This is a genomic window from Fibrobacter sp. UWB4, from assembly GCF_002210345.1.
In the GTDB taxonomy this organism is placed as follows: domain Bacteria; phylum Fibrobacterota; class Fibrobacteria; order Fibrobacterales; family Fibrobacteraceae; genus Fibrobacter.
This window is the reverse complement of record NZ_MWQI01000003.1, coordinates 194682-208034: the sequence shown is the minus strand read 5'-3', so window position 1 is coordinate 208034 and position 13353 is coordinate 194682. Positions and strand designations below refer to the sequence as shown.

General features: G+C 47.8%; 11 protein-coding genes. 2 read left to right on the top strand and 9 right to left on the bottom strand.

Annotated features, from left to right (window positions below):
- Positions 1-68: 68 nt before the first annotated feature.
- From B7990_RS07605 to B7990_RS07585, 5 genes are all read right to left on the bottom strand, one after another.
- Positions 69-371, bottom strand: coding sequence for an HU family DNA-binding protein (locus tag B7990_RS07605; protein ID WP_072827891.1), 303 nt, complete (start codon positions 369-371; stop codon positions 69-71).
- A gap of 107 nt (positions 372-478) precedes the next feature.
- Entirely contained in the window at positions 479-1606 is a 1128-nt protein-coding gene (locus B7990_RS07600; protein WP_088640390.1) for an AI-2E family transporter, read from the bottom strand.
- Entirely contained in the window at positions 1584-2369 is a 786-nt protein-coding gene (locus tag B7990_RS07595; RefSeq protein ID WP_088640389.1) for a hypothetical protein, read from the bottom strand. The genes B7990_RS07600 and B7990_RS07595 overlap by 23 nt, the downstream gene beginning before the upstream one ends.
- Complete coding sequence (locus tag B7990_RS07590) at positions 2356-3087, bottom strand: CIA30 family protein (RefSeq protein WP_088640388.1); 732 nt, start codon at positions 3085-3087, stop codon at positions 2356-2358. Before B7990_RS07590 ends, B7990_RS07595 begins: the two co-directional genes overlap by 14 nt.
- Positions 3088-3591 (bottom strand): hypothetical protein, encoded by a 504-nt coding sequence (locus tag B7990_RS07585; protein WP_088640387.1) that lies wholly within the window; start codon positions 3589-3591, stop codon positions 3088-3090.
- Between the two features lie 186 nt (positions 3592-3777).
- Here B7990_RS07585 and B7990_RS07580 point away from each other — a divergent pair, with 186 nt between their 5' ends.
- Positions 3778-4602: a tetratricopeptide repeat protein gene (locus B7990_RS07580; RefSeq protein WP_088640386.1), complete on the top strand. Its 825-nt coding sequence runs from the start codon at positions 3778-3780 to the stop codon at positions 4600-4602.
- A 160-nt stretch (positions 4603-4762) separates the two neighbouring features.
- Here B7990_RS07580 and B7990_RS07575 read toward each other — a convergent pair whose 3' ends face one another.
- A complete protein-coding gene (locus B7990_RS07575) occupies positions 4763-6721 on the bottom strand; it encodes an FISUMP domain-containing protein (RefSeq protein WP_088640385.1) in 1959 nt (652 codons plus the stop codon).
- Positions 6722-6996: 275 nt separating this feature from the next.
- Here B7990_RS07575 and B7990_RS07570 point away from each other — a divergent pair, with 275 nt between their 5' ends.
- Positions 6997-8574 (top strand): biotin attachment protein, encoded by a 1578-nt coding sequence (locus tag B7990_RS07570; RefSeq protein WP_088640384.1) that lies wholly within the window; start codon positions 6997-6999, stop codon positions 8572-8574.
- A gap of 131 nt (positions 8575-8705) precedes the next feature.
- On the opposite strand, the gene B7990_RS07565 is transcribed toward B7990_RS07570, so the two are convergent.
- From B7990_RS07565 to B7990_RS07555, 3 genes are all read right to left on the bottom strand, one after another.
- The gene (locus tag B7990_RS07565) at positions 8706-9470 is read right to left on the bottom strand and encodes a hypothetical protein (RefSeq protein ID WP_088640383.1); all 765 of its coding nucleotides are present in this window, start codon (positions 9468-9470) and stop codon (positions 8706-8708) included.
- Between the two features lie 71 nt (positions 9471-9541).
- Positions 9542-12040 (bottom strand): hypothetical protein, encoded by a 2499-nt coding sequence (locus tag B7990_RS07560; protein WP_088640382.1) that lies wholly within the window; start codon positions 12038-12040, stop codon positions 9542-9544.
- A complete protein-coding gene (locus B7990_RS07555; protein ID WP_176407245.1) occupies positions 12040-13278 on the bottom strand; it encodes a hypothetical protein in 1239 nt (412 codons plus the stop codon). The genes B7990_RS07560 and B7990_RS07555 overlap by 1 nt, the downstream gene beginning before the upstream one ends.
- Positions 13279-13353: the final 75 nt, after the last annotated feature.

Genomic DNA, 13353 nt, shown 5'->3' with positions numbered 1-13353 from the left:
AGCAACAATAAAAAAAGGGCCGCCGTATAGCGACCCACTCTTTGCCAAAAGCAAATCTAGCTCAGAAATTACTTCTTAGCCGGCTTGTTCTTAGCAGCAGTTTCCTTGAGAGCTGCACCAGCCTTGAAGCCGACAGTCTTGGAAGCCTTGATCTTGATGGTTGCACCAGTCTGCGGATTGCGGCCAGTACGTGCAGCGCGGGACTTCACAGAGAAAGTACCGAAACCGATGAGCTGGACGTTGCCATCCTTCTTGATGCCAGCGGCAATGCCATCGAGAACTGCGTCGATAGCGCGAGCTGCAGCAGCCTTAGATTCAATGCCAGCTTCCTTGTTAGCGAGCACGGCTTCAATGAGATCTTGTTTGTTCATTTTATAACTCCTTGAGTCAGATTTGTGAATTGTTTGGTAATATTATACTTTTTTTTTCTTAGATAAGATGGTTTTTTATTGAAAAAAGTTTTTAAAACCCTATAAAATCAAGCCTTTGGCGCCAGTCTGCCCGCATCCTCCACATATTGATCAGCCCTAGTCCTTAATTTCTCTACATACACAAGGCAGATGCACGTGAACGGGATCGCCACCAGAAGGCCCAAAAAACCAAGAAGCTTTCCCCAGATCGAAAGGGACAAAAGAATCCCAACTGGAGGTAGATTCATGGACTTGCCGACAATGTGCGGCACCAAGAAGAAGTCCTGGATGATCTGCACAACAAGGTAAATCGTGAGAATGATAAGAGCCACTTCCCAGAACGGCATTCCCTTGTCCAGAGCGTAAACCACCGCCAGTAGTAAGGCGAGCGGAATGGTCGTCAGCTGCATATAAGGGATCATGTTCAACGCCCCAGAGAAAAGTCCAAAAGCCATTCCCATCGGGAGTCCCATCACGCTAAAACCGATTGCATAAAGAACGCCGACCGTAAAAGCAACCATCGATTGCGCACGGAAGTACGTTCCCATAAACTTGTCCGTAGCGCTAGCAAATTCTCCAGCTTCACGACGGTAACGTCTCGGAATCAAGCGGCGAATTCCCTTTCTTATTTTATGCATATCGAGCATAATGAAGACAAGGTACATAAACACAACGGCCGCACTGGAAACGCCCATAATGATTGTCGATGTTTTTGAAAGGACATCCCAAGCACCTGGCAAAATTCTATCCGAAACAGTCTGGACAACGCTCCACACATCCAGCGATTCCATCGCCTCGGCAATGCTATTCCAGGAAATCATGGCCTTAACAGACGCCCACGTATCCGCAGGCAAGAAAGTCATGATACGGTCGCTCCAGGTCGAATCCGTAAAAATCCTGGAAATAAGTGTTCCAAGATATTGAACTTCATGCACTACTTTAGGAACAAAGAAATACATACAACCGCCAATAATTACGGCTGCGCCCAGCAACACTACCACAACGGCAATTACGCGATAGCGAAATTTTATCTGCAATCTACAGACAAGCGGGTCCATAATATAGGCAATCAAGAACGCCGCAAAAAACGGGAACAAGACCCCACTCAAATAATTAAGTACAACAAGGGAAACCGCTACAGCCGCAGCAATCAGCACATAGCGCATCACCCTATCAAGCGTCCAATTTCTTTGCATCTTCCCTCCTGCACAATTTCGCAGAACATCCTAAAAATAGCACAAATCCAAACAAAATGGCTCCTAGTACAATAAGCAGAGTTTTCTTTTCATCTGCGTTATGGCCCCAAATACGCACATAGCGAATTTCCATTTCATCAGGAATGCCACGAAGCGTCGAGGCGCCACTTACTATTTCAAAGAAGGCGGCACGGTTCAAGTACGTTTTGCCGTCGTCTTCTTCAAGCCCCTGCTGCGAGAGCCACCATTCCGGCACACGAAATTCGCTAAGCGAGAACTTGCTCACCGCAAAGCGCTCCTTCGAGCCGCCCATCAACATGTATGGCGCCGACGGGATTTCCTTTTCCAGAACGCGAAGCGTCGCATAATCGCCATTACGCGTATAGACCGGGTCATCCGTCAAAATGCGGAGTTTCATGGAATTCATACGTTTTGAAGCGACTTGAACTTCCATGGAATCAAACTTTGTCAGGTCAAAAACGCTACCGGGGCGTTTGTCCATAGACCTCAGATTAAAGCCGACGCCCGCATACGTAAAAGCCTTGCCAGAATGAATCACAACAGTAGAAGTAAGGAGAGTATCCACCGCCTGCACTTCACTTGTCGAAAATCCACCGACAACGCTATCGTTCAACGGGAAAAATTCAAACGTCCGCTCAGGGAAAAGCACCACAGCCACTCCCCCACAGCGTGAATAGAAAAAGCCCCAAGCAATAAGCAGGACCAGGAAAATCGAAATTCCAATCCACCTACTTTTTTTCATCGTACTCCTTCACTGGGTGGCTACGTCCAATCGCCACGATCATAAGTCCAAGAATAATAAACAGGAATATACCATAAGCCCTGTTGCTCGTCCCGCTCACCGAAATTTCACGGACATTTACAGTAAAATTTTTACCGCGTGGCTGATTCCAGCCTGCCGAGATTTCTACGCGCGCAACGCTCTCATGATGCGGGCGATTACGGGAACGCTTTACGCCACGGTCATTGTACCAGAAATCAGGAATATAAAGTTGTTCAAACGGAATTGCAATCTGGTTACGGCCCGGCTTTACCGGCACTTCCTTCAGCAACAACCGGAATGTCTCGGGATGCTTCAAGTCCGTCACGTCAGGGTCAAAAGTCCACGTCTTTACGTTGATTTCATTCGTCCCAGCAATATCGATATCCAGATAAAGCGTATCGACATTTTTCCAGTTGTGATACTTCTTTTCACCATTCGGGTCAAAGTTGAAAACAAGCCCACACCAGGCAGACTTCTTTTCGTCCAAGCCCAGCGCACACTGGAACGACACCAGTGAATCAGCTGACTTAAACTGGACCGCAGACATCCCCCCGTCTGCATTATCGTCATAAGCAGATACTTTTGCACCATCCCCTAGTGGAAACACCGTTTCAGCAAATCGCTCTTTCGGAAGCATGACATAGATGGCAACAACAATAATCGCAATGATTGCTAAAATCGTATATGATTTTTTCATTTACTCAAAAAATTTCCTTAAAGTTCTATTGTACTGAATGTAGTCCAGCGGATCTTCTTCCACAGGCTTTTCACCAAAAATCTTGTTCACAAGCGAATCAATCCAATGGATAAAGAAGAAGTGGTGTTTGCCTTCTTTTGCCTGCGGTGCGGCCTTGATATCCAAGGACCACTGCAAAAGCTGTTTCACCGTCGAAGGAGGCATGTGGAATGTCTCGCAGCAAGTCGTCACATAGCCGTCGAAACCGTAATGCGGAAGCTTGCCTTTCACAAGCGGCTGACCGTGATCGATGCACACCGGATTTTCGCAGGGCGGATCCTGCACGTTTTTCTTTTTCAAGTCGTTGAGCCACAGTTCGCGCGTCTTGTCAGAGAGTCCGCCGTAAAAGGCAAACGTCTGGTTGCACGGGAAATAGATGGAATAACACTTCGGGCAAATTCTCAGATCAAGATTGACAATTCTGAGGGACTCGACTTCTGAACCGCAAAAAGAACATTTACTCATGTTTAGGAATATAGTAAATAGAACATTTCGCTTTGAGCTATGAGGTCGTTCCCTTCGGTCACTTTGAGGTATGGGGTTTTTATGAGGCGCCTTTGGCGCGATTATAACAGCTCAAAGGCACGTAGTGCCGTGCCCATAGCCCAAAGGGGCTAGGCCCCGAGCCCATACCTTTCTATATTTACTCCCATGGCTAAAGTAGTTCAAATTACAGCAGAAAATTTTGAAGAAGAGGTCATCAAGGCCTCCGAAACGCGCGCTGTCGCGATTCTTTTCTCTTCCGCAGAATACCCGGATTGCGCCCCGTACTCCCAGTTGGTAGGCCAGCTATCCACAAGCATGGACTTTACGCTTGGTGTCGTAAGCTGCGACGACCGCGAAAACATGCGCCTTATCCAGATGTTCCGTGTGCAGTCCGTTCCCGAGATTCACGTGGTCGATAAAGGCCAAATTGCAGACGTCATCCAGGGAGTGCTCCCCGAAACAGACCTCAAGAAGCGTCTCGAAAAGTTCTACGTCTCCGAAGAAGCCCGCTTCCAGACCGCTCTCGAAGACGCTATCGCACAAAAGAACTTCGACCAGGCGCTCCCGATGCTCGACGAAGCTCTCGCCAAGAACCCAAACGACAAGAAACTCCAGCTCCTGTGGGCAAAAGCAAGCCTTGGTCTCGGCGATACAGCAAAGGCAAAAGATATCCTCTCCAAGTTTGTCGAAAGCGACGACCAGTACCGCGAAGCCAAATCGCTTTTGGAACTTCTCGACTTCCACGCTGAAGTTGCCAAGAAGGATGTCCAGGGTAAAGAAGCTATCGTCTATCACGAAGCTTGCAAGCTAGCCTGCGCCGAAGATTTTGAAAGTGCTCTCCAGGCATTCCTGAACCTGTATATCGAAGCTCCAGAATGGAATGACGGCGCCGCCAAGAAAGCCATGCTCACGCTCTTCGGCGTTCTCGGCCCAAAGCACGAACTCACCTGGAAGTACCGCGCAAAGCTCAACACGATGATGTTCATCTAAAATTAGACGAAAGAACGCTCACGTTGTTCGCTACAGACGAGAGACAAAAAACGCAGCTCATTGAGCTGCGTTTTTTAATTCGTTGACCCCGTCATCCTCGAACAGTCATCCTCGGAGCGAAGCGTAGGGGATCCATTATTTCTCGCATTTAGCGTTTCTTTTATCTGCACTTCGAATTTGCAAGGTCCAGCAAGTTCTTGTATGCAGCCATGCACCTTCTGTGGTCCTTAGTGCCTTCCATGTAAGAATAGCATTCACCAAGCTTATTGTTTGCCATATCGCGTTCCTTGCACTTTTTCGGAGCAGGTTCTGCAACAGATTGAGATTTCTGCTGAGAATTTTGCGGTTGCTTAGCCTGAGAAGGTGCATCAAACGAATACACAAACACTTCAATACGGTTATTCTTCATTCGGTTATCCGGAGTCGTATTCGGGACGAGCGGTTCATCGCCACCCTTACCCGTCGCGATAACATCCTGACCAGGAATGCCCGACATCACCAAGTAGCTTTTCACTTCTTCGGCGCGTTTCAGGGCGAGAACACGACTTCTTTCCGGGCGATCAATGTTGTCCGTATGAGAGACAATTTCAATTTTCTTGCCGTGGTAATTTCTCAGATGGTCAGCAAGCCTATTCAAGCCATCCGTAGATTCACGGGTAAATCTGGATTGACCAACGCCAAACGTCACGCCCTGCAAAATGAACTTTTCCAAGACAGTCTTATTCGCAGCATTATTAGCGGCATTTGCCTGAGATGCAGGCTGAGACGTCGTCACCTGTGGCTTCGGCGCACCGTAAGAAGGCGTGTTTTTGATGCAGCGGAGCTTGTTTGTATAAGCATCACCATGCTTAAAGTACGGCGTACCCTTTTCACGGATAGCATTGTACTTCCAGTCCACATACGTCATTTCGCTACCGTTCTTCGAAGAAGTCCAATAGCCGCGCTTGAAGTCAAAATTCATGCTGCACGGGTTCACCTTCGTATCGCGATTGTTTCTCACGCGCTTGTCATTTGCATGAATTTCAAATTCAGTCGCCTTCGAGAAGAGCTGTTCGTATTCATTCTGTTCCGGAACATGCCAACCACGCGGACAGGCACGGTCAAGATTGCGGGCTTCCATTTCATCCAGGCGGTCGAGAATCACGTCTTCAGCCATCCAAGTCTGATCACCAATCTTAAGGGTCCTGTAAGTCTTTCCTGCATTATCCATCACGCCACCAAGACGTTCCTTGCAAGCGGCTTCCCAATTCTGGATGCAGCGCACAGAATAAGCATTCGCCTTGCGTCCCTGGAACGCGAAAGTTTCAAGGTTCTGGCCTCTAAAGCTCATGGCATCGGCGCGATCACCCGGCTTTTCGTCGCCAAGCCAGAAGAACGCACGGTTTCCTAAATCAATATAGCGGTCACCATCAACGTAGTACCCCCCATTGACCACTCTAAAATTATTCAGATTGAAATCCTGGTAGTTGAGGTCATCACCCATCGGCAGGCTCCAACCATCAGGGCAAGCCCTCTTTGCGGCACTCCACGTATAAAGTCGTCCGTAACTATCACAGTTCTGGGTTACATTGTCATAGCAGTAACTTTCCGGCAAGCGGAACTTCAGGTTTTCAGCCATCCATACACGGCCGCCAATCTTCACCGTAGAATAGCGTTCGCCATCACGGTTATCGATCAGGAGATTCCTCGATTCATCATAGGTCGAAGTATTCTGGTACTTGTTCGAAGCATACTGATTCGGCTGGGCCGCAGGCTGAGTCGGTCGAGAAGCCTGCATCGCACGTTCTTCATCAGAAATACTACAATCAAATTCCTGCGGAAGCTTTCCAAAGTAATAGTTGTACTTATCCGGAGTAATCCAAATCTCGCTACTCCCCACAGACGAACGCATAAAAGAACGCGGATAATTGACGCATCTGAAAAGCACATTGGCGCAACGATTGTCCTTCTTTTCCGTTCTAAACGTATCGTCCATATCCGGGCAACGCCAGTAGCAAGAATTGCCGAACATGTCGTCAAAGCTACAGGCAATCACTGTTCTATCGCCTGACGGAGCGGCAAAAACCGATTCCGCGGCTAAAAAAGAAGTCGCTATCGCAAGAGCGTACTTTTTATTCATAAAGACTCCGTATTCCAACACAATTTGGTGTGTATTATATATGATTAGGACAAAAATACATTTTTCACAATGCGTATTTTTTAGATGATACAATTAAATAAAGAGTTTCTATAGTTCTCCGCAAAAAGAAAAGTTTTATTTACAAAACATAACGTGTACATTTCCTCTTCATTTCTCTTCCTACTTCCTACCTCCTACTTCCTACTTTTTCTATCTTTGCTCCCGTATTTTATTGTACAGTAAAAACAAGGGATTAAATCCCACAGGAAAACATTATGAAAAAGATCAAGTTCCAAGACACCTCGTTCCGTGATGGCTTCCAGTCCATCTTCGGCGCTCGCGTGTTCATGAAGGACTTCATGCCTGCCGTTGAAGCAGCTGTGAAGGCTGGCATCACCCACTTCGAAGCAGGTGGCGGCGCCCGTTTCCAGGCTCTGTACCAGAACTGCGGCGAAGACGCATTCGACATGATGGATGAATTCCGTCGCGTTGTCGGTCCGAAGATTCGCCTCCAGACTCTCGCTCGCGGTATCAACGTGGTCGCTCTCGCTCCGCAGCCGCGCGATATGATCAAGCTCCATGCCGACATGTTCAAGAAGCACGGCATGACCCGTATTCGTAACTTCGACGCTCTTAACGACGTCAACAACCTCATTTACTCCGGTAAGTGCATCACGGACGCAGGACTTGAACACGAAGTCGTCGTCACCATGATGGAACTTCCTCCGGGATGCGACCTCAACGCCGCCCACAATCCGGAATTCTACGAACGCATCCTCCGCAACATCTTGGACGCCGGTGTTCCGTTCGCTTCCGTCTGCTTCAAGGACGCTTCCGGTACGACGAACCCGACCAAGGTTTACGAAACATTCAAGCGCGCACGTAAGCTCCTCGGCGACAACGTTGAACTCCGCATCCACAGCCATGACACCTGCGGTACCGGTGTGGCTCAGTACAAGGCTGCTATCGAAGGTGGCGCTGATGGCGTCGACCTCGGCCGCAAGCCGCTTTCTGGCGGTACGGCTCAGCCGGACCTCTTCTCCATGTTCCACGCCCTCAAGGGTACGGACTACAAGCTCGCCCTCGGTGAAGACAGCATCGTTGACGATCACATTCCGGAACTCATGGAAGCCAACAACGTCGCTGTTGAATGCCTCAAAGACTACAACTTCCCGCCTGAAGCTCGTCAGATCACTACCGACGTTATCTTCAGCCCGATGCCGGGTGGCGCACTCACGGCTAACACGCTCATGATGCGCGAAACCAAGACCTTCCACCTCTTCCCGAAGGTTATCGAAAACATGAGTGAATGCGTACGCCGCGGTGGCTTTGCTTCCTCCGTGACGCCGGTTTCTCAGTTCTACTTCCAGCAGGCTTACATGAACACATTGAACCAGGCTGCAGGCCGCGGCACGTGGTTCAAGATGACGGAAGGCTACGGCAAGATGCTCCTTGGCTACCAGGGCAAGACTCCTTGCGAACCGGATCCGGAACTCGTGAAGATTGCAGCCGACCAGTTCGGCATGAAGCCGTTCAAGGAAGCCTATCCGGGCATCCAGTGCGCAGAAGAAATTCTCGAACCGGGTATTCCGAAGGCAAAGAAGCTCCTCGAAGAAAATGGTCTCCCGGTCAACGACGAAACCATCTTCATCACGGGCTGCCTCCAGACGAAGGCTGGCAACAAGGGTATCGAATTCCTCAAGGGCAACCGCCACATTGGTGTGCCGAAGAAGGACCCGAATGCAGCACCTGCTGTCGACACCAAGAACATGAAGGCAGGGGCAGCAAGCACCTACCGTATCGCCCTCGGCAACCAGAGCTGGGACGTTCAGGTTCAGACCCTCAGCAAGTAAGAGGCTTTCGCGAAAGTCTAAAGACTTCGCCCCAAGCATTGAAAAGGCTTCGAGCAAACGCTCGAAGCCTTTTTTGCGTCAATCCAGCAAGGACGTTTAGCCTGTCGAACGGTGCCTTACTTTACGACCTATCAAAAGCTAAATGTCTTGCCGACATTCACGCCATAGCCAACCTTTTGCGCCGCAAAGATACCGCCATGGAATCCAGACGGATGGAAGTAATTGAGCATAAATCCGACATTCAGCGTCTTGAGCCACATGAAGTCGGCATCAAAAGCAATCACGCCATATTGCCCAAGTCTTGCTCCAATGCGAGCCGTAGAATAAAGTTTTGCACCATACCCTTCGTCGTCATTTTCAGCAAGACTATTCCCGAGATAGTCGCGAATATCGTCATAATCGCCACCGCCTTCAAATGTCTGGATTCCAGCACCCACGCCTAAGATTACAGGGCCTACGTCAAAGTCAGCGCCGATGGCGATACGTTCTTGCACGTTCCAGAACGAATACTTTTTCCTGCCGTCCGGAGTTTCAAGCCAGGCCATATAGCCGTCATTGCACTTGCCCGCCTCTGAGCAATCGAGCGATACATTGCCACCCTTGCCCCCAAAAGCGGCCTCGACATATAACGGTGAAGAATATCCGAACGGTCTGTAATTCAGCGCAGCCGTTGCCCCAGCGGAAAATCCGTCCTTAACATTTCGCCCTTGCATCTTGGCTCCGCCAAAAGCATCAACAGACAACGTCATCGCAGAGGAATCCCCGTTAACAGCAAGTCGTGGCTGATGAGCGACAATCATCGTCGAAGCCCCCATCGAACCCAAATGCGGGTTCAGGCAGCCGCACAACGACATCGCAACTGCAGACAGCATTCCTAAAAGAATCGTTTTTTTCATTTTTTAATTCTCCTACTTATTTGTTTTGCAGAAATAATATACCATAATTTGTTTAGCATATCAAGACAACGTTACTCCAGCCTTATTGACTTTACAACACATCGTTCATTTGCAAAAGACGATTGCAAATTCAAGCGGTGAGCGGATTTGGAGCCATGTGGCGTAACATTCAAATCCATGATTTCGGCCAAAGGTAAAATTTTGCGTACAAAGCCATTTTGCAAACTACCGTTTGCAAGATTAGCCTCAGTCAATTTTTTCGAATCAAAATAAGCATACGTCCGCTGGCAAGTTCCAGGCCAATAATCAACAACAAGATTTCTATAGTCATCCATCGAGACCTGCTTTCCAAAGTCCAAATGCGCACCTTGTCGAGCCCTGTCATAAAGGATCTCAACTCCAGAACCACTCCCATCCACATACGGATTCACATGGACTTCAGAACTCCACGGAACAAATTCATAATTACCCGGATATATACTTGCCGAACTGATCTTTGGCGGAACAGGGACATCTCCGCGTGTATTCAGGACCATGTGCGGACTTGCAATGGTCACATCGCCACCATCAGAATTAAGCACTAAGCGAAACCAACGCATTCCATTTAGCGCCCCATCATTTGCGGGCATCTGCCAACGAAGTGTATGCGTTTTTCCATCAACAGGGACAGGCACTTCCGTCAACTGCAAATAGCCCGAACAACTTTTCAGTCTGCAAACCAAAAGTTCCGCCTTCATCCAGTTACCGTTCAGGTTATTCACTTTAACATCCACTTCAAATGAAGAATTTGCCTGAATGTTTACACCATGGTCCCAAAGAGACACCTTTTTCCAGCCTGCCGGAAGCTTAAACCTCACAGCAGCATTCTTTTCCGAAGCATCTGCATTGTAGTCATAACGCGCATAGGCAAAAGGATATTCTTGGACAGCGCCCGCATTTCGGATGACATCTGGCATCTTGTTCGCATCCAGGCACTTTGTATCTGGAGAAAAGAACCCAACCAGCTTAGGATTTCTGAATTGCCCCAATTGCGAATCAAAATCATACTTGGCAACCTCGCATAGGATTCTCCACAAATCGACCTGCATGCCATTCAGCACAGAAGCATTGACACTTCCATTTTCAAAAGGCATTTCCACATGACGTCCGCTAATCGCTTCATTATAACGCGGATGCGTCGGATCCACAGCAAAAGCAGCATTCGCCGTACTTCTGTTGCCCGGATTTTCAAACGGGAACCCTACAGAAGACTGCGTAAAGCCACAATCCGACTTGACCGCCAAATCGCCATTGCATTTCAAGTCCATCGCACTTACGGTCGGGATAAACGTGCTGCGATCTTGAGTCAGAATATCCTTAGTCCAGGAAGCATTCAATTTTATGCTTATCCCAAGCAAATTCAATTTCATGTCTTCCGGCATCGCATCGAGAAATCCCTGACGGAACGAATTGTAAAGCGTCGCTGCAAAAGGATACGTAGAACCTTGAATAAAATCATACTCCGTCCTTCCGCGAAAATCAGACTTGCTCTCATCTTCCGTTTTTTCCTTCTTGCGATTATAGGCTATCTGACCGTTTTCCGCGTCCGAATAAAACATACGACTAATAGCAGATCCAAGCGTAAAAGGACCTTTTTCCACATGACGTTCCAAACGGAAATACTCATCCTTATGTTCAGGGCTAAAACCTTTCAACTGTCCCTGGGCAATCAGCACTGTCGGAAATCCTTTGTATTCCGCCGCTTTACGATAATCCTCAAAAAGGAACCGTCCCTTCGTATTCACTTCCGACTTACAGGATTTTCCTTCACACTTGTTTTCATACAGCAAAAGATCTGCGGCCCCTTTCGCAAGCAAGACATCCTTAAACATCTCCGCAGCAGAAGAACCTCCCTCATCGCTCCAGAAAGCAACTGTATTAAAAAGGCCCTTCGGCATAACGGCGCCCTGATGAGGAGAATCCAGCGATGAGAACAGCCGAATCGGAGCATCCTTTTTACTGCGATGAGTATCGTACAGATATGCACCATAACGTCCAATAACGCCACCTTGGCTTATGCCCATCACAACAAAGCCGTCTTCTTTTGCACCCGGAAACGGAATTTGCTTATTGTTATTCAAGAAAGAAAACAGCAGACTCAGCACCTTCGAATTTTCCTGTAATGAACGACGCACCGTTTCCGTAAATTGGACAAGGACCGGCGTATAGCCAAGACTCTTGAGAATCTTTGGAAGACCGACCTGCTGGACTTCACCTTCTAAATCCGTCAAAGTTTTCTTTTCGACCGGATCCAAATTGATACCATCAATAATCATAAACGGACGTTCCAAGTACACGCCTTCTGAAGAACTTTCATCAACAGGAGCATCAACAATTCGGATCCGAACCGATTCCGTTATACCATGGCAAACTTCTCCGACAGCATCAACGCCAAATACATTTATAAAAAATTTACTCTTTTCCATGCATAGCCGGTCTTGACTATCAACAAAGAACGAATAATCTCTATTTTCTGCCATAGCATTTGTCGAAAGCATGGCAACAACGGCAAGCCATATATAGCGCATCATTATTTTACCTCCACAAAAAGATTCTGTTCAACAGTTCTTTCACCGCGCTTCATCTTAACAACAATCTTTTGCGTTCCCGTCGAAGGAAATTCCAATTCAAGCTTTCCATTAACCGAAAGGACATTGCACTTTCCAGAAACGCAAACAGAAATAGAAGGCAGATCCCTCTGTTTCGTCACAAAAAAATACGGGTCCAGCACAAGAATCATTTTCGACCCCCGCACAAAAGAAGTCGGCAATCCCGCCGTAAGTAAATGCACATTCACGTTTTTAGACGTCGAGCAGTCCGCATCGGCACACGCCCTATATACATAATCCAAATCAGCAACAAGCAATGGGATTACCGTATAATCAGATCTCGCGGCAATAGCCTCTGCCTCAAAATAAAGCTGCTTTGGGTTCGCAATTACATTTTCGCGCAACCGGTTACGTACGACTGAGTACAAATTATCATACCATGTTGTCCTTGATTTTTGGGGAGACATTTCAGCTGCGTGAACAGTATTCACAATTTTCATATGCTCTAGTTCACTTACCAGGAAATCACCATTCGTACTTGAAATAAGCGCGTTTCTCAATTGTGGAGAATACGCTGCGCTAAATTCCGTTTCCACGGTCGGTAAAAGTCGCGCATTACGTTGACTAGACCATGCATCTACATTTGAATATTCATATTCCAAATCGCCCGGTGAATCTGTCGCCGTGACTGAAGACGAAGAACTTCCTGCACTAACGCCGTTCTTGACACAGCTGAATTCAACATCGTCGATAAAGAGCGTTGTATATTGGTACTGCGGAACATTAAACAATCCCACACCAATATTTGCAACTTCAAACGTCCCCGCCACGCCAAGACTTGCAAGCGGAATTTCAAGTATTTCCGTTTTTTCCGCAATCAAATTCGTGTAGTAAACGCGGCTCTCCGAAGCCTTGCCTTTAAGCCAAACTCCAAAAGTTGCATTTTGTGTAGAACGTACTTTTAAAAGCAGTTCTCCTGCATCAACGCGCAATGGCAAAGCTGGAAACCAAAGCAGGCCTTTCCAGTCATCCTGCACGTTCTTTATGCCCGACAATCGGATATACGGGGCATTCATTGCACCGAAATTTCCCCAGTTCGCCCTCCATTCCGGCGGCTCGGGGAATGTCCTCCCCGTTTCAAGCATTTGACCTCTGTTGCTGCCGTTCGAATACAGCGCAACGCCCTTACATTCTTCGGCATGGCTATTAAGAAAGCACAAGGCTCCCGCTAAGGCCATACCCTTAAACATCCTACAAAGCATAGGATTTTCCTTCTATTGATTTTGAGAATAAAA